Annotated in this window: 20 protein-coding genes; 8 read left to right on the top strand and 12 right to left on the bottom strand. The window is 56.3% G+C overall.

Translation table 11 applies throughout. The annotated features are described in order from the left end of the window. Positions 1–24 precede the first annotated feature (24 nt). A complete protein-coding gene (locus tag ACMGG1_RS11445; protein ID WP_414161404.1) occupies positions 25–1,968 on the bottom strand; it encodes a DUF3857 domain-containing protein in 1,944 nt (647 codons plus the stop codon). A gap of 132 nt (positions 1,969–2,100) precedes the next feature. Then, positions 2,101–2,670, bottom strand: a complete 570-nt coding sequence (locus tag ACMGG1_RS11440) for a helix-turn-helix domain-containing protein (protein WP_128865256.1) — start codon at positions 2,668–2,670, stop codon at positions 2,101–2,103. Between the two features lie 124 nt (positions 2,671–2,794). On the opposite strand from ACMGG1_RS11440, the gene ACMGG1_RS11435 reads away from it, so the two are divergent. Continuing rightward, a complete protein-coding gene (locus ACMGG1_RS11435; protein WP_414161403.1) occupies positions 2,795–3,706 on the top strand; it encodes a DMT family transporter in 912 nt (303 codons plus the stop codon). 260 nt (positions 3,707–3,966) lie between these two features. Here ACMGG1_RS11435 and ACMGG1_RS11430 read toward each other — a convergent pair whose 3' ends face one another. Genes ACMGG1_RS11430 through ACMGG1_RS11420 form a run of 3 tightly spaced genes read right to left on the bottom strand, consistent with a single transcriptional unit; the run spans position 3,967 to position 8,014 of the window. Then, positions 3,967–5,265 carry a cytochrome c gene (locus ACMGG1_RS11430; protein ID WP_197820952.1) on the bottom strand — a complete coding sequence of 433 codons (1,299 nt, stop codon included), beginning with the start codon at positions 5,263–5,265 and terminating at the stop codon, positions 3,967–3,969. Continuing rightward, on the bottom strand, positions 5,262–7,544 hold the full coding sequence (locus ACMGG1_RS11425; RefSeq protein WP_414161402.1) for a molybdopterin cofactor-binding domain-containing protein: 2,283 nt from the start codon (positions 7,542–7,544) through the stop codon (positions 5,262–5,264). The genes ACMGG1_RS11430 and ACMGG1_RS11425 overlap by 4 nt, the downstream gene beginning before the upstream one ends. Then, on the bottom strand, positions 7,541–8,014 hold the full coding sequence (locus tag ACMGG1_RS11420) for a (2Fe-2S)-binding protein (RefSeq protein WP_414161401.1): 474 nt from the start codon (positions 8,012–8,014) through the stop codon (positions 7,541–7,543). Before ACMGG1_RS11420 ends, ACMGG1_RS11425 begins: the two co-directional genes overlap by 4 nt. A gap of 724 nt (positions 8,015–8,738) precedes the next feature. Between ACMGG1_RS11420 and ACMGG1_RS11415 the strand changes: the two genes are divergently transcribed. The 7 genes from ACMGG1_RS11415 to ACMGG1_RS11385 all read left to right on the top strand — a co-directional run bounded on the left by ACMGG1_RS11415 (position 8,739) and on the right by ACMGG1_RS11385 (position 16,080). Next, positions 8,739–9,689, top strand: a complete 951-nt coding sequence (locus ACMGG1_RS11415) for a 2-hydroxyacid dehydrogenase (RefSeq protein WP_176983547.1) — start codon at positions 8,739–8,741, stop codon at positions 9,687–9,689. A gap of 91 nt (positions 9,690–9,780) precedes the next feature. Next, the gene (locus ACMGG1_RS11410) at positions 9,781–11,088 is read left to right on the top strand and encodes an MFS transporter (RefSeq protein ID WP_414161400.1); all 1,308 of its coding nucleotides are present in this window, start codon (positions 9,781–9,783) and stop codon (positions 11,086–11,088) included. A gap of 89 nt (positions 11,089–11,177) precedes the next feature. Continuing rightward, positions 11,178–11,912 carry a MurR/RpiR family transcriptional regulator gene (locus ACMGG1_RS11405; RefSeq protein ID WP_020826964.1) on the top strand — a complete coding sequence of 245 codons (735 nt, stop codon included), beginning with the start codon at positions 11,178–11,180 and terminating at the stop codon, positions 11,910–11,912. Positions 11,913–12,048: 136 nt separating this feature from the next. Further along, positions 12,049–13,485 carry a 6-phospho-beta-glucosidase gene (locus tag ACMGG1_RS11400; protein WP_414161399.1) on the top strand — a complete coding sequence of 479 codons (1,437 nt, stop codon included), beginning with the start codon at positions 12,049–12,051 and terminating at the stop codon, positions 13,483–13,485. A gap of 212 nt (positions 13,486–13,697) precedes the next feature. Continuing rightward, positions 13,698–14,426 carry a protocatechuate 3,4-dioxygenase subunit beta gene (gene pcaH, locus ACMGG1_RS11395; RefSeq protein ID WP_128865248.1) on the top strand — a complete coding sequence of 243 codons (729 nt, stop codon included), beginning with the start codon at positions 13,698–13,700 and terminating at the stop codon, positions 14,424–14,426. After that, complete coding sequence (pcaG, locus tag ACMGG1_RS11390; protein ID WP_122080627.1) at positions 14,426–15,049, top strand: protocatechuate 3,4-dioxygenase subunit alpha; 624 nt, start codon at positions 14,426–14,428, stop codon at positions 15,047–15,049. Before pcaH ends, pcaG begins: the two co-directional genes overlap by 1 nt. Positions 15,050–15,144: 95 nt before the next feature. Beyond that, positions 15,145–16,080 carry a LysR substrate-binding domain-containing protein gene (locus tag ACMGG1_RS11385; RefSeq protein ID WP_122079415.1) on the top strand — a complete coding sequence of 312 codons (936 nt, stop codon included), beginning with the start codon at positions 15,145–15,147 and terminating at the stop codon, positions 16,078–16,080. Here ACMGG1_RS11385 and pcaC read toward each other — a convergent pair. The 7 genes from pcaC to ACMGG1_RS11350 form a co-directional block, all read right to left on the bottom strand. Beyond that, positions 16,077–16,466, bottom strand: a complete 390-nt coding sequence (gene pcaC, locus ACMGG1_RS11380) for a 4-carboxymuconolactone decarboxylase (RefSeq protein ID WP_122079416.1) — start codon at positions 16,464–16,466, stop codon at positions 16,077–16,079. The two genes, ACMGG1_RS11385 and pcaC, sit on opposite strands and share 4 nt — an antisense overlap. Then, positions 16,456–17,823, bottom strand: a complete 1,368-nt coding sequence (locus tag ACMGG1_RS11375) for a 3-carboxy-cis,cis-muconate cycloisomerase (protein WP_414161398.1) — start codon at positions 17,821–17,823, stop codon at positions 16,456–16,458. Before ACMGG1_RS11375 ends, pcaC begins: the two co-directional genes overlap by 11 nt. A 207-nt stretch (positions 17,824–18,030) precedes the next feature. Then, positions 18,031–18,957, bottom strand: a complete 927-nt coding sequence (locus ACMGG1_RS11370) for a substrate-binding domain-containing protein (RefSeq protein ID WP_130015774.1) — start codon at positions 18,955–18,957, stop codon at positions 18,031–18,033. A gap of 129 nt (positions 18,958–19,086) precedes the next feature. After that, positions 19,087–20,208 (bottom strand): Gfo/Idh/MocA family protein, encoded by a 1,122-nt coding sequence (locus ACMGG1_RS11365; RefSeq protein WP_414161397.1) that lies wholly within the window; start codon positions 20,206–20,208, stop codon positions 19,087–19,089. A gap of 5 nt (positions 20,209–20,213) precedes the next feature. Further along, positions 20,214–21,209 (bottom strand): inositol 2-dehydrogenase, encoded by a 996-nt coding sequence (gene iolG, locus ACMGG1_RS11360; protein ID WP_414161396.1) that lies wholly within the window; start codon positions 21,207–21,209, stop codon positions 20,214–20,216. Between the two features lie 22 nt (positions 21,210–21,231). Beyond that, positions 21,232–22,212: a hydroxyacid dehydrogenase gene (locus ACMGG1_RS11355; RefSeq protein WP_130015776.1), complete on the bottom strand. Its 981-nt coding sequence runs from the start codon at positions 22,210–22,212 to the stop codon at positions 21,232–21,234. 1 nt (position 22,213) lies between these two features. Then, positions 22,214–23,029: an HpcH/HpaI aldolase family protein gene (locus ACMGG1_RS11350; RefSeq protein WP_046373492.1), complete on the bottom strand. Its 816-nt coding sequence runs from the start codon at positions 23,027–23,029 to the stop codon at positions 22,214–22,216.

The following is a 23,029-nucleotide window of genomic DNA, read 5'->3' as shown; positions in this document are numbered from 1 at the left end:
GAAGTGCGCCCGGTTTTTTTGTTTCTATTTGGCGACTACAGCAGAATTAACCCCGGCGTTCGCCAGCTCGCCATACACTACCTGGCCACGGAAGCCGCGCCGAACCTGCTGGAACAATGCGCGGAAGGCAGGATAATCCTGTGCCTGACAGAGCGCGTCCTTACCGCGAACGGCATTCAGCTGTAGCCGATGATTGACCACCACCTGTTGCCCTTCGAGCTGCCATTCAACCTGGTATTTGCCGGCCGCATTGCTGAACTGCTGGTTCTTGGGGATGGCGATAATCGGCACGTTGGCGGGCAGGTGCAGGCGATAGGTCTCGTCGTACTGCTGCGCGGTGCAGAAGAACGGCGTTTCGTTAGTCGGGGCGGACGTCGTCGAGTAAAGCGTACGGAAAGACTTGCCGCCGGGCGGCGTCGGTACGGCCATACCGCCCACCACGCTGAAATCGACATAATCCTCGGCTTTGAATTTATAACTGTAGGCAAACGGCTTTTTGAGATCGAACGCATCGCCGTGCATCGCGATAACCCCACGGCCATCAATGCCTGAGGACGCCATGATGTTCTCTTCGACTCGCGCCCGGTTCTGCTGATTGATTTGCGAGAAATAGCCTCTCAGGTCGATCTCATCCACCTCACCCAGCTTGCGTTCAGTTTGGCCTCGCATATTGCCCGCTTTATCGAAGTAGAAGTCCACGCTGAGCGACGTATTGTTGCGCTGTTCGTCATTGTCAGGGGTACGCGCCAGTTTGGCTTCGCGCGTCAGCAGGACCGGAGCCCCAAGGTCAGCCCCCGGCAGTTGGCCAAATCGCGCCCAGGGGCTGGTAGAATCCAGATACAGATTGAACTCCGGCACGTAGGTAATCGCGTGGTTAAAGCGCCCCAGCAGCGGCACCTTCGGCAATATCGGCCCTTGGTCCATGCCGATCAGCACCGGTGAACTGACGATGCCCTTGGCGGCCAGCAACGCCTCGAGCATCACCACATGATCCTTGCAATCGCCATAGTGATTATCCAGGATGCTCTGCGCCGAATTCGGCTCCAGCCCGCCGTTGCCCAAATAGACCGCCACATAACGAATATTCTGCGCCACCCAGCGATAAATCGCCGCCGTCTGCTCACGACGGTCGCTGATGCCGTCGGTAATTTTATCCGCCAACGCCTGGATCGCCGGGGTCACCTTGGCCGCCTGATTGGCTTTCTGTTGATAGGCTTTGGCCAGCTGTGGCCATTCGCGGTAGGTACTGGCCATGATGGTTGGGCTGAATGTCCAGCTGTTCGCCGACCAGTTTTGCGCTTTCAGCGGTTCACTGCGCCGGTAATGCCAGCGCCAGTGGGCCTGACCGTCACGGATCTGCGGCTTATCTGCGCCCTCTACTCCTCGGGTAAAGACATGCATCGGCACATTGGCCGGCGCCTGCAAATTGACCTCGGCGTCATCAAACTGGTCGAAGACGCTGAAGGTTTCCCACAGGCCGAAGTAGTCTGGGAAGTACGGGGTATTTTGCGTGCGCAACACCTGATACATCACGCGAGAACCCGGCGCCAGGTTGGAGAAGACGATGACCTTTACCTTGCGATCGGCATACAGTGGCGCAGAGGCGCTGGAGTAGCTTTCCTGGGTATAAATGCGATCGGGCGCGACATCATGGCGCTGTCCATCGGCCGTCAGCGTATAGGCCGAAACCACCTTCAGCGTTTCCATTTTTTCGCTGTAGCTCAGGCGGATTTGGCTGAACTTCTCGACTGCCGCCTTGGTTTTGAGCAGCACCTCATAGCTCTCGGTCTTGGTGTTGCTGGCATTGGCATGGACTTGATAATCCGCGCGGTAACGCACAAAGCTGAAATCATTGCTAACGGCGGCATCCTTGGTGGCGACCGACGGCGCTTCCACGGCCAACAGCGTTGCCGGGTGCGTCGCCGCCAGTCCAGCGGCCAACACGAGAGAAGGGATGACAATTTTCATCTTCGTTCCTTGAAGTTTTTTAAACGATAACAGTGACATTGATAAAGTGCGGACCACTGGCGCAAGAGCGGCACACTAATACAACTGAGAATCGTTTTCAATAAAATACCGATTCGGCCGGGTGTGCCCGACCTAACCCTGCTCTATCAACATGACAGCCGTAGTATCGTTCTCCAAAGCGTCAAAAATATGCTCGCGGTCGGCGGAATAACTGATGTAATCCCCTGCGTTCAATTCTACCGGCTGGTCCGTCGGCCCGACTAACGCCCTGCCACTGCTGATAATCACATGCTCAATGGTACCCGGCATATGCGGCCGCGAAATGCGGGCTTCGCCCGGTTGAACCTGTAGACGGTAAATATCGCGCTGTGCCCCTGGCGGGCAGGTCGCCAACAGGGTGACGGCGTAGTTGGCCTGTTCGGAAACCGTGGTCACCCCTTCATGGGCACGGATCACCTGTACGTGTTGGCGTGGCTGAGAAATCAACCGGCTGACCGGCACATCCAACGCCATCGCCAACGCCCACAAGGTTTCCAGGCTGGGGTTGCCGCTGCCGGTTTCCAGCTGCGAAAGCGTCGATTTTGCAATGCCGGCTCGGCGAGCCAATTCGGTAACCGAGAGGCCCAATCGTTCGCGTTCACGGCGAATGGCGGCCGAAAGCAGGCCGATGGGCGTAGCGTTATTGCTGACAAAGTCGCTCATTGTTCACCATATCGTTCGTTTGTTCGTCTTGACGAACAACCGTCAAGTGTTCATCATAATGTTCAATTGTTCATTTTAATGATAACCGCCAACGGCGGCAAGCGCACTAGCAGGGAGAAGGAAAATGAAGATAAGAACCGGCGGCGTATTACAGATGACCCTCGCCATGGTCATTTCCGGAACCGTGGGCTGGCCGGTAATGCTACTGGGGCAGCCGCCCGCTACGGTGGTTTTCTGGCGCTGCGCGTTTGGCGCGCTAGCGATGCTGATCGCCTGCGCCCTGCTTGGCCTGCTTAAAAAAGACATGTTAACCCGACGTCAGGCTGCCATTGCGGTGCTGGGCGGCGTCGCCCTGGTGCTGAACTGGGTAATGTTGTTCGGCGCTTACAGCCATGCCTCTATTGCTGTGGCGACCGTCACCTATCACGTCCAGCCCTTTATGCTGGTTGGGCTCGGGGTGCTGTTTTTCGGCGAAAAAATGACGGCGACCAAGTTTGGCTGGCTGGTACTGGCCTTCGTCGGCATGTTGCTGATCATTAGCGGTAAACAAGATGGTGGCGATTCCAGTGCCGATTACTTCACTGGCGTGTTGCTGGCGCTGGGCGCTGCCTTTATGTATGCGGTAGCGGCGGCGATCGTCAAGCGTTTGAAAGGGGTGCCGCCGCACCTGATCGTGCTGATTCAGCTCACTCTGGGCGTCGTGCTGCTGGCACCGTTCGCCGGCTGGGCCCAACTGCCGTCGACGGCTAACGGCTGGTTGCTGCTGGCGACCCTGGGTCTGGTGCACACCGGGCTGATGTCTTCCCTGCTGTACAGTGCCATCCAGAAAATCCCCACTGCCCTGGTAGGCGCGTTGTCTTTCATCTATCCCCTGGTGGCGATTATCGTCGACTGGGCGGTATTCGGACACCGCCTTAGCCTGATGCAGCTGTCGGGCGCCGCCGCCATCTTGCTTGCAGCAGCGGGCATGAACTTTGGCTGGCGGCTGGTACGGGCGAGCAAACCCGTGCGCGTGGCCGGTGATCAACAACCCTGAGCGCGATTTTTAAAACCGTTCGTTGCCGAATAATAAGCGAAACGCCTATCCCAAAAATATCAAAAGCTCAGCGAATTAACGTATTCGCCCTGGCCGGCAAGAGCTGTTATTTATTTAACCAGACACGGGAGGAGTTAACGATGGCACGCTACGTGTGGAATGACCGACTGAAGCAGAGCATCCGTTTCAGTTACTGGAATGAGCTGTGCGTTATTGACGATAACGGGGCCTTGGTGGCCCCGGTTCTCAAGCTAATGGATCTATTTTTCCGCCGTTTGATCGCGCAAGCGACTGACCTGCGCTTGCAGCTCGGGCCACGGCGCTTTCCCCGCATAGTTTTGCCGCAGATAGTTAAGCAATTCGGCGATCTGTCTGTCGTTCAGGTTATGGCGAAATGCCGGCATATAGCCCAGGTTGCTATTGGCCGGCCGTTGAATGCCGTCCAGCACCACCCGAATGGCATTGTCCGGCTTATCGGCATACAGGTTGGTGTTCAGCGCCAGTGAAGGTCGAACGCCGATCAGCTGAGCCCCCTTTTCCTGAGCATGGCATGCCATACAGGCACCGGAGAAAATACGTGCGCCTTCCGTGGTTAACGGCTCGGTCCGCGACTCGGCCCATTCATTCAAACGTTTGGCTTCCGTCACCTTAGACTCGCTCGGATGATAAGTGCGCAGATAGGTGGCTATGGCCTGCAAGTCTTGCTCCGGCAACCGCGAAAGCCCCTCTTCGATCACCGGTGCCATCGGCCCGGCTGCCACGCCGTGATTTGCCGAATACCCGGTGCGCATAAAGCTGAGCAAATCATCTTGTGTCCATTCCAGCGGTGCCAAAGAGCTGCCGGTTAGCGACGGAGCAGTCCAGTCTTCCGCCACGCCGCCGGTCAGGTGCTCGGCGCCGCCTTTCTCGCCAAACATCAGGTTGCGCGGCGAGTGGCAGGCGCTGCAGTGGCCAAGGCCTTCGGTCAGATAGGCCCCGCGATTCCATTCGGCGCTTTGTGTCGGATCGGCCTTCATGGCGCCAGGCTTGAGGAACAGCCAGTTCCAGGTGACGATGCCCTGGCGAATGTTAAACGGAAAACTCAACTCGGTGGCCGGCGGCTGATATTTCACGGCCGGTTGCGACATCAGGTAGGCGTACAAGGCCTGCAGATCTTCATCGCTGGTGCGGGTAAACGCCGTGTAGGGAAAGGCCGGGTAGAGATAGTGCCCTTCGCGATCAACCCCATGACGCATCGCTCGTTCAAAGGCGGCATACGACCATTTCCCAATGCCGGTGTCGTTATCCGGAGTGATATTGGTGCTGTAAATGGTACCGAACGGAATCTCCATCGCCAATCCGCCGGTATTGCGCTCGCCGCCGGGCCGGGTATGGCACACCGCGCAGTCGCCGAGATCGGCCAGCACTTTCCCTTGGGCAATCTGTTGCTGACTAAAAACGTGATGATCCTTTTCCTCCAGCGGCGCTATTTCTGATTGCCAGCTGGCTATCGCCCCAATGACCACGGCGGCAACGACCGTCAGACTGCCCCAGCCGGCGATTTTCTTTATGCTGCTCATAGTGACTTATCCCTTTCTGCGCTGCCGGAAGCCTGCTGTTTTAACGCCTTTACCACTCGCTCAGGGGTAAAAGGTACCTCTCGCAGACGCACGCCCAGTGCGTCGAACAACGCATTGGCGATCGCCGCCGCGCTCGGCACCGAGGCGGATTCTCCTGCCCCCATAGAGGGTTCATCCGGATAGTCCAGCAGTTGGATATCAACCTGCGGTAACTCGTCAAACCGCAGGATCGGGTAACCGCCCCAATCCAGCGACGTCACGGACGCAGAGTCAAAGGTGACGAACTCTTTCAGCACCCGGCTGGCGGACTGAATGATATTGCCGTGCACCTGGTGACGAACCCCTGCCGGGTTGATGATGCGGCCGCAGTCATGGGCAACGAAGATTTTATCCAGCTTGATCTGACCGCTGTGGCGATTAACGCTGAGATCGCACACCCAGGCCGCCCAGGCGGCACCAAACCCAGGGAATTTACTGTGGAAATAACGCGCATAGGCAAAGCCGCGTCCCGTCACCCATTCAGGATCGCCGGACACCGGGCTGCGGTAGGCCGGGCCATCCTGCCAATTGGCCTGCTTTTTCAACGCTTGAATCAGCGCCACGGCACGCGGATCTTTCAGATATTGCAGGCGGAACGCGATCGGATCCTGCCCGGCTCGCCACGCCAGTTCATCAATCCAGGATTCGTGGGCGAACACATTGGGTAACGCCGAGACCCCACGCATCCACGAAGCCCGCACAATCGGCGCCGCGTCCTGGCACACTACCCGCATATTGGGATATTCATATTGGGGAATGGCGGTTCTGTCCCCCATCTGCTGCACGTCTGCCCGATTGGGCACTTTACCGGCCAGTACCAGTGACAACGTCACAGCATTGTTTGAAGGGTAGCTGGTTTTCAGTTCGTAAGCCGCCACCTGATTGTGCTCATCCAACCCGCCGCGGACTCGCATCAGTTGCCCGGTGCCCTTGGGCTCCCAACCCGCCTCTTGTTCACGCATCAACTGCACCCTGACCGGCTTGCCGGTGGCCTGCGATAACAGCGCAGCGTCAGCGGAGACGTCATCGGCACAGTTGCGACCGTAGCAGCCGGAGGCTTCCATGCGATTGATATGGACCTGCTCTGGCCGCCAATCGAGCAAATGAGCGATGTCCTTACGCAAATCGTGAGGATTTTGCGTGCCAGACCAGATTTCTGCGCGATCTCGACCGACGTCGGCCACCGCACAGGACGGGCCGATCGACGCGTGTTGATGGTAAGGCCAGACGTAATCAGCATTGACCTCGGTATGCAACGAGGCCAAAGCGGCATCGACCCCGGCATCATCACGCAGCACGCGATCGGTTTTGGGGTTTTCCACCAGGGCCTTATGCAATCCTGTAAGCAAAAGATCGGGTAAACCGGACCAGGGACGCCAGACGGTTTCCAGTTGCCGCATGGCGGCAATCGCCTGCTCTTCGCGTTCGGCGACGATACCGATGAAATCGTTAATCACCACCAGTTTTACGATGCCAGGCAAATGGGCAATGGAGTCATGGTCAACCGACAGCAGGCCGCTGCCCAACGGGGCGCTGCTGTCGGCGCCGATATAAGGCGGGCGCACCACTCTGCCATGCAGCATGCCCGGCAGGCGAAGGTCATGCACATAGGTCAGTTGGCCGGTCACCTTGGCCGGGATATCCACCCGCGGCACCGCCTTGCCCACGTAACGGCTCTCCGCCACGCTCTTCAGCCTGATGGTTTTATCCAGGGCCACCTGTAAATTTTGCCCGCGGGCCAGTTCACCATAGCTCAGACTGACGTTGGGTTTATCCCTCGCAAATACCCGGCCATTTTCAGCCTGCAGGCGTTCCAGCGGTAACGCAAAGGCCTTTGCGGCCAGCGCCAGCAGCAATTGCCGCACCTGTGCGGCTGCCTGGCGCAGCGGTATAGCGGTCACCTGAATCGTGGCGCTGGCGATGGTCGGCCCCTGATCCGGCGTGCGCTGGGTGTCACCCAAAATCACCGTAACGTGCTCGAAAGGTACGCTGATTTCATCGGCAACAATCTGTGCCAATGCGGTGCGAATACCGGTGCCGAGATCCACATGGCCGTTAAATGCGGTGACACGGCCATCGGCGGTCAGGCCGATAAAGCTGTCCACGCGATCGAGCGGTAGATCGCCGCCTACCACTGGCGTCGTTGCCAGGGCATTAAGCGACACAGGCAACAGGCTGCTGACCATTACCAGGCCACCGGCCTGCAACAGGCGGCGGCGCGTTATTTCCAGGCGGCTCATGCTTGCCCCCTTTCCGCCAACAGCTGACGGGCTTTGGCGGCAGCACGCAGGATCTCAATATGGGTGCCGCAGCGGCACAGGTTATAAGCCAGCTCATTTTTGATTTCTTGTTCATCTGCCTGCGGGTTTCGCTCAAACAGAGCAACCAGCGTCATGATCATACCGTTGGTGCAATAACCGCACTGCGCGGCCTGCTCATCGATAAAGCCTTGTTGAACCGGGTGCAGTCGCCCCGCCTCGCTCAGGCCTTCCAGCGTGGTAACGGATTTGTTGAGGGCACCGCTCAGCGGCAGCGAGCAGGAACGGGCGGCAACGCCGTCGATCAGTACCGTGCAAGCACCGCACTCCCCGAGGCCACAGCCATATTTGGGGCCATTCAGGCCCAGATCGTTGCGTAACACGTAGAGTAGCGGCGTTTCGGGTGAAATGGCGCCCAGCGCGACCATCCGGCCGTTTATTTTTATTTCCATGGTGAATACATATCCTTAACCAAACGGATTTCTCCGTAATATCACTGCGGTGAATAATTCGCAGCATGCTAATTATAATCATTAAAAGACTTTCTAATGTTAAGGGTATGTAGTGCCAATTGCTTTAACGAAAAGTGGGTATTTATCATCAATTTCGAGTGGCATTAGAGCAGCACGTTTTGGTTGCGCACCCGTCGTTGACGGAAGGATCTACCGCGTAAGGTCTGCTGGCGACCAACGTGGAAACCCGTGCCGCGCATGAAACTGAGAGGAAGTAAGTGGCTGATTATTTATCTATTAATTCGACTAACTAAGCCATATTCGGCATTTCACACCCGAAAATATTTTGCTTATCATCATGATCTGTCTCTGAGGTTTGCTTCAGGGCCTGTCTACCGGAATTTTTGTCCTTGTTTTGTTCGTCGTGAACGCTCGGCCGCACTCAGGTGCGGCTTTTCTTTTTGTTGCCTCTCCCGCTTGTTACGCACCCATGTTACCCATCCGTTAAATGACCAGGATCTGCGCACTCAGCCTGATTTTCGCTCGCAATACGGCAGTTTTTGCTGCTCTTCCCCGGTGACAGCAACCCTTTTCCTTCCGTCGATCACATTACGGGTAACACAGTTTTTTAACACTCTTCAGCGTGATATCTGTCGCAAAACCGCCTGCCGAAAACCGCTTTTATAGCAATACGAAGTAACGCTATTTATTGACAGGTGAAACCATGACGACCTCTACATCCAATGAAGTGCTGTTGATTGCCCCAGTAATGGATAACCTGCTGGCCCGCCTTGAGGCAGCCTTTGTGGTACATCGGTTATATGAACAAGAGGATGCGGCCGCTTTTCTGGCCGAAAAAGGTGCGACCTTCCGTGCGGTCGTCACTCGGGGGGATATTGGGGTCGAGACGCCAGTGCTTGAACAATTACCCAACCTCGGGCTGATTGCGGTATTCGGCGTAGGCACTGACGCGATTGATCTGAATTACACCCGTAAACACGGCATTGCCGTCACCATCACCTCCGGCGCCTTGACGGAAGACGTGGCGGATATGGCTCTGGGATTGTTGCTGGCTACCGCTCGTCAGCTGTGCCACAACGATCGTTTTGTGCGTGAAGGTCGCTGGCTGAAAGAGGCGCCGGGCCTGTCGGTGCAGGTCAGCGGCAAACGGCTGGGCATTTTCGGCATGGGCAATATCGGCCGCGCCATCGCCCAACGCGCCGCCGGTTTCAATATGCGTATCCAATACGCCAGCCGCACGCAGGACAGTTCGCTGCCCTATCGCTATTTCCCAGATCTGCTGGCTTTAGCGCGGGAAAGCGACTTCTTTATCATTGCTATTTCCGGCGGTAAAGACAGCGCTGGCCTGGTGGACAAGGCGGTATTCGACGCCCTGCCTTCCCATGCCCTGGTGATTAACATTGCTCGCGGCAGCATCGTTAATGAACCCGACCTGATTACCGCCCTGCAAAGTGGCGCCATCGCCGGTGCCGGGCTCGACGTTTATGCCCACGAACCCGAGGTTCCTGCAGAACTGATCGCCATGGAAAACGTGGTGCTGCAACCGCATATCGCCAGCGCCACCCAGGAAACCCGGCAGAAGATGAGCGATATCGTGTTTGCCAACGTTGAAGCCTTTTTCAACCGGGCGCCGCTGCCCCACGCCATCGAGTAACTGACGCGTTTTCTTTTCGATTTTATTACCGCCGAATCACAGAACCTCTTCATTGAGAGGTTCTCCCTGCGCCCTGTAAAGAGAGATCGCCATGGATAATAAAATACCCAACACCCGCTGGCTGCGGGTTATTGCCCCGATCCTGATCGCCTGCATCATTTCCTTTATGGACCGGGTTAATATCAGTTTTGCGCTGCCCGGCGGCATGGAGAGCGACCTGGGCATTACCAGCCAGATGGCCGGGCTGGCCAGTGGCATCTTTTTTATCGGTTATCTGTTTTTGCAGGTTCCCGGCGGACGCATCGCGGTCAACGGCAGCGGCAAGCGCTTTATTGCCTGGTCCCTGTGTGCCTGGGCGGTGGTGTCAGTTGCGACCGGCTTTGTCACTAACCACTATCAACTGCTGGTATTACGCTTCGTATTGGGCATCTCTGAAGGCGGTATGTTACCGGTAGTGTTAACCATGATCAGCAACTGGTTCCCGGAAAAAGAACTGGGCCGCGCCAACGCCTTTGTCATGATGTTCGCCCCATTGGGTGGCATGCTTACCGCCCCGATCTCTGGCGCCATCATTAACGCATTCGACTGGCGTTGGTTGTTTATCATCGAAGGCCTGTTGTCGCTGGTGGTATTGGCCGTGTGGTGGCTGCTGATCAGCGATCGCCCACAGGAAGCGCGCTGGCTGCCGGCCCGTGAGCGCGACTATCTGATAACCGAACTTACGCGCGAACGACAAGAACGCAGCAAACTGCAACCGGTCAGCAAAGCACCACTGAGAGATGTCTTCCGTAACAAGGGCTTGATGAAGCTGGTGCTGCTGAACTTTTTCTATCAAACCGGCGACTACGGCTACACCCTGTGGCTGCCCACCATTTTAAAAAATCTGACCGGCGGTAACATGGCCTCGGTCGGCTTCCTGGCAATCTTGCCATTCGTCGCGACGCTGTTGGGGATCTACCTGATTTCAGTGCTCACCGATAAAACCGGCAAACGCCGCCTGTGGGTGATGGTTTCATTGTTCTGCTTTGCTGCGGCGCTACTGGCTTCGGTGGTGCTGCGTCATAACGTGGTGGCGGCCTACATTGCGTTGGTAGTGTGCGGCTTCTTCCTCAAAGCCGCTACCAGCCCGTTCTGGTCCATGCCTGGGCGTATCGCCTCGGCGGAAGTGGCCGGGGGCGCTCGCGGCGTGATTAACGGCCTCGGCAACCTGGGCGGCTTCTGCGGGCCTTATCTGGTAGGGGTGATGATCTACCTCTATGGCCAGGACGTGGCGGTATGCGGTCTGGCAGTCTCACTGATCATCGCCGGAATCATCGCCTGGCGTTTGCCGAAGGAATGTGACCTGATCGGCAGTGAACCGACGCACGACAAACTGCTGGACAACGCCAAACGGGCCTGAATAACAACGAAAACCACGAGCGGGCTACGGCAAAATTTGCTATGTTAGCCCGCTGATTAAGGTCTGTTGTTACTCGCTGGATTAGGTCTATGTTTACCCATAAAGCAATCGCCGAACTCAATGCGCTGGAATTGTTGGTTTATAACTACATCACCAAAAACAAGAACCCGGTGATGTATATGACCATCCGCGAACTGGCCGAGGCCGCCGGGGTATCCACCACTACCGTACTGCGCTTTTGCAAGAAAATGGGCTGCGACGGCTACTCCGAATTTCGCATCCGCTTCAAGCTGTATCTTGAGCAGACCGAAGCACCGCCGATGGATTTTGGCACCAGCGAAATCATCAGCTTTTTTAAAAGCATTAATAACGACGAATTTAATCAACTGTTAGATCAGGCGGTGCAGCATATTGCCGCTGCTGAGCGCATTATTTTCGTCGGCGTCAGCACCTCCGGAGCATTGGGGAAATACGGCGCGCGTTTCTTTTCCAACGTTGGAAAATTCAGCACCCATATCGACGACCCTTATTATCCCATCAATAGCGACATGTATAAAAGCGCGGTCGCAATAATACTTTCGGTGTCTGGAGAGACCGAAGAAATTTTGCGCCTCGCCAGCCAGTTCAGCCTGCACCACTGCAAAATCATCAGCATCACCAACAACGAAACCTCCTCGCTGGCACGCATGGCGGACTTTAACCTCTCTTACCACGTTCCCCCGCAGTTGATCGCCGGGCAACACAATATCACCACCCAGATCCCGGTTATTTACATTATCGAAACCATCGGCAAGCGGCTAGGGCATATTAATTACGCAAAATAAAACAACCTGTTTTTTTAATGTGACACGTCACCTGAGTGGTGATTTGTTATATCGTGACATTCAATTCCAGCTTGCTACTATATTCTCATTCCGGCAGTTCAGTGCTTTCTGATAATAATCCGATGAGAAACCTACGATGAAACAACAACAGTTACCGAAAGATTTTCTGTGGGGCGGCGCCGTGGCGGCGCACCAGGTTGAGGGCGGTTGGGATCAGGGCGGCAAAGGCCCAAGCATTGCCGACGTTCTGTCGGGCGGCTCTCACGGTGTGGATCGCGTTATGACCGACGGCGTGCAGGAAGGCTATCGTTACCCTAATCACCAAGCGGTGGACTTTTACGGCCGTTACAAGCAGGACGTGGCGCTATTCGCCGAAATGGGCTTCAAATGCTTCCGCACCTCTATCGCCTGGACGCGTATCTTCCCGAATGGCGATGAGCATGAGCCAAACGAAGCCGGTCTGCAGTTTTACGACGATTTGTTTGATGAACTGCTGAAATACAATATCCAGCCGGTGATCACCCTGTCCCATTTTGAAATGCCTTATCACCTAGTGAAGGAATATGGCGGCTGGAAGAACCGGAAGGTGGTCGATTTCTTCGTACGCTTCAGCGAAGTGGTGCTGCGCCGTTATCAGCACAAAGTGAAATACTGGATGACCTTTAACGAGATCAACAACCAGAGCAACTACCAGTATCCGCTGTTTGGCTACTGCTGCTCCGGCGTGGTGTATACCCAGGAAGAGAACCCGGAGCAGACGCTGTATCAGGTCTTGCACCATCAGTTTGTTGCCAGCGCCCTGGTAGTGAAACTCGGTCACCAGATTAACCCGGAATTCCAAATTGGCTGCATGCTGGCCTGCGTCCCCTTCTACCCGTACTCCTGCAAACCGGACGACGTCATGTACAGCGTCGAAGCCATGCACTCGCGCTACCTGTACACCGACGTACAAGTGCGCGGCTACTATCCGTCGTACCTGCTGCGTGACTGGGAGCGCAAAGGCTTCAAGATTGAGATGCAACCGCAGGACGAACAAACCCTGCGCGAAGGTTGCGCGGACTACATCGGTTTCAGCTACTACATGAGCAACGCCCTGCAAGCCGATGCGGTGAGCAGCGACAACGAAATGTTCAGTTTCCCCGGTAACGTCCCGAACCCGCATGTCAAAGCCTCGGACTGGGGCTGGCAAATTGACCCGGTCGGGCTGCGTTACTCGCTGAACGTTTTGTACGAGCGTTACCAGAAACCGCTGTTTATCGTTGAGAACGGCTTCGGTGCATTCGATACGGTTGAGGCTGACGGCCAGATCAACGATGACTATCGTATCGACTATCTGCGCGCGCACATCGAACAGATGAAAAAAGCGGTCATCGAAGACGGCGTGGACCTGATTGGTTACACCCCGTGGGGCTGCATTGACTGCGTGTCCTTCACCACCGGTGAATACGGCAAGCGTTACGGCTTTATCTACGTCGACAAACACGATGATGGCACCGGCACCCTCGAGCGCTCGCGCAAAAAGAGTTTCGACTGGTACCGCACCGTGATCGCCAGCAACGGCGAACAGCTTTAATCAGGGTGAATTTCATCAGGGCGGTTTTACCGCCCTTTTTTACGCCGCATGCATAACCTTAGGTTAAGTAAAGAACCGCTAAATTTCACTTTATCGTAACACTCTGGCTTGCGAGACTCAGACGGGGGAATGACATTCACGCCCCTTCGCGCTGACAAAACAATAAAACAGATCAGCCCTCTGCACCCTGCCTACGCCATGAGGATTTCCGCATGAGCCAGATTAACGAACTGTATCAACGTAACTACGAACTGCACCCGCCGGTGCTGGTGCCGGAATACAAAACCAGCGTGTTGCGCTCACCGAAAAACGCGCTGATATCGCTGCAAAATTCACTGTCGGAGATCACCGGTCCGGTGTTCGGCCAGCATGAACTCGGCCGACTGGATAACGACCTGATCCTCAATTACGCCAAACAAGGTTTGCCGATTGGCGAACGGATTATCGTGCACGGCTACGTGCGCGATGAAAACGGCCTGCCGATGCGCAATGCGCTGGTCGAAGTGTGGCAAGCCAACGCCGGTGGGCGTTATCGCCATAAAAAAGACCAGTATCTGGCACCGATCGATCCCAATTTCGGTGGCTGCGGACGGGTGTTGACCGACGATAACGGCTATTACTTTTTCCGCACCATCAAACCCGGCCCCTATCCCTGGCGCAACCGGGTCAACGACTGGCGCCCGGCCCATATTCACTTCTCGCTGTCCGGGGACGCCTTCGCCCAACGCTTAATTACCCAGATGTACTTCGAGGGCGATCCGCTGATTGCCAGTTGCCCGATCGTCCGCGCCATCAAAAATGACGATGCGGTGCGCACCCTGATCGCCGGATTGGACAAAACCGCCTCGGTGCAACTGGACAGCCTGGCCTACCGTTTCGATCTGGTGTTGCGCGGCTACCGCGCCACCTTGTTTGAAAACCGCCTGCAGGGGAAAGCATGATGCCACTACCGTATCTGCCGGAAACGCCGTCACAAACCGCCGGGCCTTATGTGCATATCGGCCTTGCGCCGCTGGCGGCCGGCTTCGAGATTTTCGAAAACAACTTCGGCCACGTGTTGACCCAGCCGGAGACCCAGGGACAACGCATTACTCTGGAGGGCCGGGTGTTCGACGGCAGCGGGACGCCGATCCGCGACGTGCTGCTGGAGATTTGGCAGGCCAACGCCCATGGCCGTTACAACCACCCAAGCGATCTGCAACAGCACAAACCGCTCGATGCCGCATTCCGTGGCTGGGGGCGCAGCTGTTCCGACTTCGACACTGGGCTCTATCGGTTTGAAACCATCAAACCGGGCGCCGTTTGTGGCCGTGACGGGCGAATGATGGCACCGCACATCAACCTGTGGATCGTCGCACGCGGTATTAATCTTGGATTACATACCCGGCTGTATTTTGCCGATGAGGCTGCGGCCAACCAGCAGGATCCGGTGTTGAATCTGATTGAGCTGGAGGTGCGGCGTAAAACGCTGATTGCGCAGCCTGAGCGTCGGGGCGAAGAGTGGGTTTACCGGTTTGATATTGTGATCCAGGGCGAAGGTGAAACGGTGTTTTTCGATCTCTGATGCTCCGGGAGTGCGGCCGCAGGAATTTGCACGCCAGTACAAATATGCGGCCGCCGTCACTTGTTACCTCTGAGGAAAACTTCCTACACTGAGGTATGAAAAAATCCAATTTATTTATTCAGCGCATGCGCTTACGCCACATCAACGGTTTTGTCGCCGTCGCGCAAGAGCGTTCGCTAAGCCGGGCCGCCGAAAAACTGAATCTGAGCCAACCGGCGCTATCAAAAACGCTCACCGAACTGGAAGCCCTGACCGGTAACCGGTTGCTGGTGCGCCATCGACAGGGCACGCTGCTGACCGAACAGGGCGAGCAATTTCTTGGTTATGCCACACGGGTGTTGGAAGCCTTGACCGCCGCCGGGCATGCGCTCGATCGGCTCGAGGACGCACCGGCCAAAATGTTACGCATCGGTACCCTACCCACCACCGCGCTGGGCATGCTGCCGCAGGCCATCGGGCAGTACCAACAGGCGCATCCTTATTCACGAATCCAGGTGGTCACCGGCACCAACACCGGGTTGCTGGCTCAGCTTAAGGCCGGTGAGATTGACGTAGCGATAGGCCGAATGGCGGATCCGGAAATGATGAGCGGGCTGGCTTTCGAACTGTTGCTGCTGGAATCGTTGCTGATGGTGACCCGACCTGGCCATCCGCTGCTAAGCGAAACCGTCACCCTTGAGCGGGCGCTGAGTTATTCCGCCATCGTCTCGCCAAAAGGCACGGTGCCGCGCCACAATACCGAGAATTTGCTGTCGACGCAGGGATTCAGCCTGCCCGCCCAATATATTGAAACGCTTTCCGCCTCGCTGGCGCGTCAAATGACGCTGCAATTTGACTATGTATGGTTTGTGCCGTCCAGCGCGGTGAAAACCGATATCGCCACCGGCCAGTTGGTGCCCTTGCCGCTGCCCACCCAGGGCATGGAGGAAGCGGTGGGCATTCTGACTCGCAACGACGGCCAACCAAGCGAGGCGGTACTGGCGTTCATCGCGACGGTGCGCCATATTGCCGGCGCAGTGAGATCGGCTTAGTCAGTCTGCGTATCCTGCTCGGCAAACACCTCCGCCGCCAGATGAAACGCCGAGTTCGCCGCCGGCAAACCGCAGTACAGCGCGCTCTGCATCAGCACTTCCTTAATTTCCTCGCGAGTTACGCCGTTGTTCACCGCCGCTTTCAGGTGCATGCGCAGTTCAGCCTCGCGATTAAGGGCGATCAGCATGGCAATGGTGATCAGGCTGCGGGTATGACGCGCCAGCCCGGGGCGGGTCCAGATCTCGCCCCAGGCATAGCGGCTGATAAAGTCCTGAAACTCTTCATTCAACGGGGTGAGTTGACTGAGAGTTCGATCCACATGTGCGTCCCCCAAGACCGCCCTGCGTACCTCAATACCCTGCTGATAACGTTGTTCATCCTTCATGACTATGGACTCCTGAAGTTAATTCCGTGGCCTGTTGCAGCACCCGCTGGGTAAAGATCCGCGCACTGCCGAGATATTGCTGCGGCTCCAGCAATTCATGAAGCCGTTGCGCCGTTAAATTCGCCATGACGACCGGATCGTCCAACAACACCTCCAGCAACGTGAGCCCCTGCGCCAGCGCCTGATGGCACTGTTTTTCAATGTGATGATGCGCTTGCTGGCGGCCAATAGTCTCACCCAGTGCCATCGTCACCGCTTCCGCCATGATCAACCCGTCGGTTAACTTCAGGTTATGTTGCATCTGTTGGGGGAATACCTGCAGCCCGGCAATCAAATCGGCTGCGGTGTGCAAGGCACCCGCCGCCAACATCACCAGCTGCGGCAGGCATTCCCATTCTGCATGCCAGCCACCCAGGCCGCGTTCGTGCTCCTGTACCATGGCGGCATAAAGCCCTCCTACCAGCGCCGGAACCCGATTGGCCGCCGCAAGGATCACCGCGCAAGCAACCGGATTACGCTTGTGTGGCATGGTAGAAGAACCGCCGCGCCCCGCGGCCGTCGGTTCGGCCACTTCCGCCACTTCGGTTTGGGTCAGCAAAGAGATATCCCGCGCCAACTTGCCCAGCGTACCGGTTAATCCGGCGTACCAGCCGGCAATTTCCAGCAGGCGATCGCGCTGACTGTGCCATGGCGTAGGGGCGGCGGTCAGTTGCAGGCCGTCGGCCAGCGCAGTCACCAATTCTGCCCCCTGCTCACCCAACGAAGCCAGCGTGCCGGCGGCACCGCCCAACTGTAGCGTCAACACACGCGGTCGCATTTCTTGCAACCGCTGCCGAAAGCGCAACAGCGCATCCAGCGTCCCCGCCAGCTTTAAGCCCAGCGTGGTCGGCAAGGCATGCTGCATCCAGGTGCGTCCAACCAGCACGCAATCCTGATGACGGGTGATTTGCTGCACCAGCGCCGCCATCAGTCGATCCTGGTCGATAAGCGTTAATGCCAGTGCGTTTCGCAGTTGCAGCATCAATCCGGTGTCGAGAGCATCCTGACTGGTGGCGCCCCAATGCACGAAGCGAGCGGCATCAGCATCCTGCTGCGCCACCCGTGTCGTCAGTTGTTTAACCAGAGGGATCGCCAGATTACCGGCCTGCGCGGCTGCCTGCGCCAAGTCGGTCTCATCGAATAAGGCACTGTGGCAGGCTTCAGCGATCCGCTGGGCCGCCTCCTGGGGAATAATGCCAAGGCGGGCCTGAGCCGCAGCCAACGCCGCTTCGAAGTCCAGCATTCCCTGCAGCGTGGCGGCATCGCTAAAACAAGCCGTCACCGCTGATGACCGCAGCAACGGCGTCAGTAACTCCATAGATCCTCCGGGCAAAAGCAATTTTCCCGATGATGGCGCGACGCCGCCGGCAGCGTCAACAACGATAAACGCTACCTTGGGCGATTATCGAAACATTGGCGATCTTTTTCTCAGTAATGCCAGCTGGTCGAGGATCCTGGCTGGGGGGATATGGGAAAAAATGCGCTGGCGAATTCCGCGAACGCATTCTGTACTGCCATCGGTGGATTAAGGGGTCATAAACTTCTCATAGTTCTGGGGAGTAACCAGTTGGAAAGGAATAAAGTTCACATCCTTGATAGCTTCCCCCTTTGCCGCTTGCTCCGCCATATCGACCGCGCCGTAGGCCTGCGATTTGGCATCCTGGAACACCGTGACCGTCAGCATGCCCTTTTTTATCGCCTGCAGGCCATTTGGTCCGCCATCGGTTCCACCAATCAGAATATCTTTACCGACGCTCTTGCCATTACTTTTAATCGCCATAGCTGCGCCAATCGCCATTTCATCAGCATTAGAGGAAAGAATATCGATTTTGTCGCCTGACAATATCCAGTTGTTCATCAGATTCATGCCATCTTCACGCATCCACTTGGCCGTGTCTTCCAGAATGACGTGCATGTTGGGATTCTTGGCAATAATCTCTTTCGCCCCTTGGGTTCTAAAACGAGTGGCATCATTACTCAATAACCCTTTCATAATGGCGACATTGACGCTTTTACGATCCTTGACCATCTCAGCCAGGTATTGCATCTGCAACCTGCCGGCTTCAATCTCGTCGCTGCCGATATAGCTGATGCCATTGCCCATGGTGGAATCCGAGGGCATACGGTTAAGATAAATCAGCGGTATTTTGGCCTTTCTGGCGGCCTCGGTAATATTTTTGGTGCCCTGGGTATCGACCGGATTAACAATAATCACGTCCACTTTCCCATTGATGAAACTCTGCACCTGACTCAGTTGCTTATCTACCGCCCCCTGGGCATCTTCAAACTGCAATTTTAGATCCGGGTGTGTTTTTGCTCTTTCGATAATGTAGCCACGTAACCTCGAGAGAAAAACATCATCCATTTGGGCAATGCTGACGCCAACCTGCACAGCAAATACCGAAGGGCTGAGCGAGAGCAATGAAAGACAGAGTAAGATAATTTTCTTCATAATCGTTTTCCCATTAATGGTGAATAGCGTGTAATTTCAGTACGAAGGGTTAATTATTTACTGCTATGACATTGCGTTGGCCTGTACGGCATAGCTAACGCAGGTGACGCCGCCGATACGACGGACTCGTCAAAGTGCGATCCAGTTTCGTTCCGCGGATGAGCGTACCGCAGCGTCCACCAGACGCTGTATTTCAACCGCCTCTTTAAAATCTGGCCCTTGTGTATCTCCCCGCTGAATTGACTGAATGAACTCAAGCATTTCAATGGTTTTTAGATCGTTGAACCCCAGTTGGTGCCCCGGAGCCGGACAAAAAAGCCCGTAAGGCGCGTGCTCCGGCCCGGCAACCAGCGTTTTAAAGCCGTTCAGGCCGCTAGTGCCGTCATAACGGAAATACTGGATTTCGTTAAAACGTTCCTGATTGAAGCTCAGGGCCCCCTGGGTACCGGTGACTTCAAACCCCAGCTGCATTTTATGGCCCGTGGCGACCCAGTTGGCTTCTATATGACCGCGGCAGCCACGAGCAAATATCAGGGTCAGACGCGCAATGTCGTCAACCTCTACCGGTTTCAGCACCATCGAACCCGCGCTTTCCGGCCGGGCTTTAATCACCGTATCGAGATCGGCGAACACTTCGCTTACCGGGCCGAGCAAAAATCTGGCCATACCCAGAATATGGCTGCCCAAATACGCCACCGCGCCGGCCCCTCCAGCCGGATCTAACCGCCACGACCAGGGGATTGCAGGATCCGCCATGAAATCCTCCGCGTGGATCCCCCTAAAGCCGGTAATCTCGCCTAAATCGCCGTTGGCTATCATCTGGCGAGCCAACTTCAGCAACGGGTTTTTAATGTAATTGAACCCCACCTGGGTGAAGACACCGGCTTTCTCTGCCGCAAGGCGCATTCGCTCAGCGGTTTCGCTGTCCGGTGCCAAGGGCTTTTCACAGTGCACATGTTTCCCCGCCGCGATGGCGGCAAGGGCCTGTTCGGCGTGAAACCTGTTTGGTGAGGTTATCGAAATAACATCAATATCCGGATCGTCGATCAGATCTTGCCAGCGTTGGGTCCAGCGCATAAAACCAAACTGCTGCGCGGCACTTTCAGCCGCAGCGGCGTCAATATCCGCCACGCTGATTAATACCGGCTGAATATCACCGGAAAGCGTGGCAGCGGCACGCCAGGCTCTGGCGTGCGATTTCCCCATAAAGCCGGTGCCAATAAGTCCAATACCGATTTTTTGCATCGCCATTCTCCTCAATCCAGCGCCACAGCCGCATGAGTGTCTGCGGAAAGCTGAGCGGCATCCGCCAACCTCAGGGCCATGCAACCGTCATGCACCGTGATCGGCATAGGTGTGCCCTGCTTAATTGCCGAGATAAAAGCGTCTATTTCCAGCCGATAGGCATCGCTATAGCGCTCCATGAAGAAGTTAAGCAATGGCCCACGCGCTTCGGTTTCTTGCCTGCTATAACGTCTAACCGGAGTCGCCCGCAGGTTGTCATTCAACAACATCCCCCCGGAACCGAAGACCTCCATACGTTGGTCATAGCCATAGATTGCCTGGCGACTGCAGTTGATCTGGCACTGTTTGCCTGAGGCGGTGCGCAATTGCACCATTACAGTGTCATAATCGCCCAACGCCTCCAGTTCAGGGGCGAACAGACGGCTGCCGGTTGCAAACACCTCCACCGGCTCTTCGCCCAGGATCCAGCGGGCAAGGTCAAAATCGTGGATCACCATGTCGCGGAAAATTCCTCCCGAGTTTTTCAAATAGCCCATGGGCGCCAATCCAGGATCTCGACTGGTAATGATCACCTGATGAAGGTCGCCAATATCGCCATTGCGGATACGTTGGTTAATCTCACTAAACCCCAGATCAAACCGGCGATTGAAGCCCAGCATGACCTGACTGGCATGCTCGCCCAGTGCCCTTTGCGCCGCATACGCCTTGGTGATATCCAAATCCACCGGCTTTTCGCACAGCACCGCCTTGCCGGCTTTAGCCGCGGCCAGCATCAGATCAATATGGGTATGCGTCGGTGTGCCTATGATGACGGCATCAATATCAGGGTTTTGAATGGCTTCAACCGGGTCCGCTAACGCAACGCCCCCCCAGGCCGCGGTCAACGCTTGGGCATTTTCGATAACAGGGTCTGCAACAGCGGCAAGAAATGCATCGTTATGACGAGCCACATTCGCCGCATGTACCTGACCGATACGCCCGGCACCGAGAATCGCAATTCTGATCATGACAGTCTCCATAAGAAGTCAGTTATTGGTGCCCATGAAGCTTCAGGGCCTGCTGATTAACCACCAGTCCGCTCTCGAGCTGACCATTGAAAAAATCGAGGATATTGGAGGCGGCCGACACTGACATTCGCATCGCCGCCTCTGCAGTGAGCCCGGCAGAGTGTGGCGTGAGGATCAGCCGTTCAGTTTGCGCTAACAGTGTCGAACCCAGGTTTGCCGGCTCCTGTTTCAGCACGTCTAAACCGGCGCCGCCGAGATGTCCGCTTTGCAAGGCTTCCGCGAGCGCCTCTTCATCGACAATTCCCCCTCGTGCGGTGTTGATCAACAGTGCGCCTGGTTTCATCATCGCCAACTGCTGTCGGCCAATCAGCGGTTTCTCGTCACTGAGTGGAAGGTGAACAGTGACCGCATCGGCGGTCTTCAGCCCTGTGCTGATGTCACCCATTCGTTCAACGCCGAGCTGGGTAAACACCTCGTCTGGAAGATAGGGATCGTAGGCAGTAACCCGCATGCGGAAACTTTTAGCCAACCGGGCCACCTCCCTGCCAATACGGCCGAAACCCAGGATGAACAGCGTCCTTCCGGCCATTTCCATCGCGGAAAACCCGTTGCGTCTGTTCCATTCACCTTCACGAATACTGCGGTCGAAGTAACAGAGACGTTTAGCCAAAGCCAACAGCAAGGAGAAGGTATGTTCAGCTACCGACAGTGAATTGACATCGCCGATAATGGTCAGTGGGATCTGTCGTTCGGTCAAAGCCGCCACGTCCACCGAGTCATAGCCCACGCCATGGCGCGAAACGATCCTGAGTCGCCGAGCCGTCTGGATTTCTTTCGCGCTCAAGGGTTGGGTGCGAATCAACAATGCATCGGCCTCGGCAAGATAAGGCGCGTAACTTTCCACGCTCACTTCCGCCACCAGCTGTACCGTAAAGCCAGGTGCGTTGCGTAAGATGGCCAAACCGGCATCGTGGATTTTTCCGGCCACCAGTACATGCGGCATTTCAGTACCCTCCCCGAACGGCGTGCTCTGCGTCTTTGACTTCGCCATTCAACTGACGAAACTGCGCCACGCTGGCTGAAGCCGCGGACCGCAGCAGTTGTACGTCGTTGGATACCGTCACCAGGTCAAAGCCCCATTCAGCGGCTTGCGCGGCATAGGCGGCAGTGCCGTTATGCAACCCTGCCTTCTTGCCTGCACGATGCGCAGTGGCCAGGATATGCTTTATGGCTTCGATGATTTCGGGCTCGTCTCGGTCAAACCCGGTACGGTATTTTCGACCGGTCAAGCCAAGCGTCAGATCCGCCGGGCCGATGTAAACGCCGTCCAGACCTGGCGTAGCCACAATGGATTCGATATTTTCAACGGCCTCGGCCGTCTCGATCATAGCCAGACAGACCACCTGCTCATCGGCGAATTGACCATAGTCCGCGCCGGCAGAAATCACCGCACGGGTCGGGCCGAAACTCCGGCTGCCAGTGGGGGGATAACGCACGCAGGAAACCAGGGTGCGGGCCTGCTCGGCAGTGTTTACCATCGGGCAGATAATGCCCCAGGCCCCGGCATCCAGCGCTTTCATGATCATGCCCGGTTCGAGCCAGGGCACCCTGACCAGCGGGGCTATTCCGCTGGCGCGCATTGCCTGCAGCATATGGGTTGCCTGCTCGTAACCGACAAACCCATGCTGGAGGTCTATCGTGAGCGCATCGTACCCCTGCTCAGCCATAATCTCGGCGGTAAAGGCGCTGGCAACGCTCAGCCAGCCGTTCAACACCGTTTGCCCCTCATCCCAACGCTTTTTGACGTTATTGCGTTTCAT

Source organism: Serratia sp. BNK-12 (assembly GCF_047456085.1).
Taxonomy (GTDB): domain Bacteria; phylum Pseudomonadota; class Gammaproteobacteria; order Enterobacterales; family Enterobacteriaceae; genus Serratia; species Serratia liquefaciens.
The sequence above is the reverse complement of the archived record's forward strand: the minus strand, read 5'-3'. Positions and strand labels throughout refer to the sequence as shown.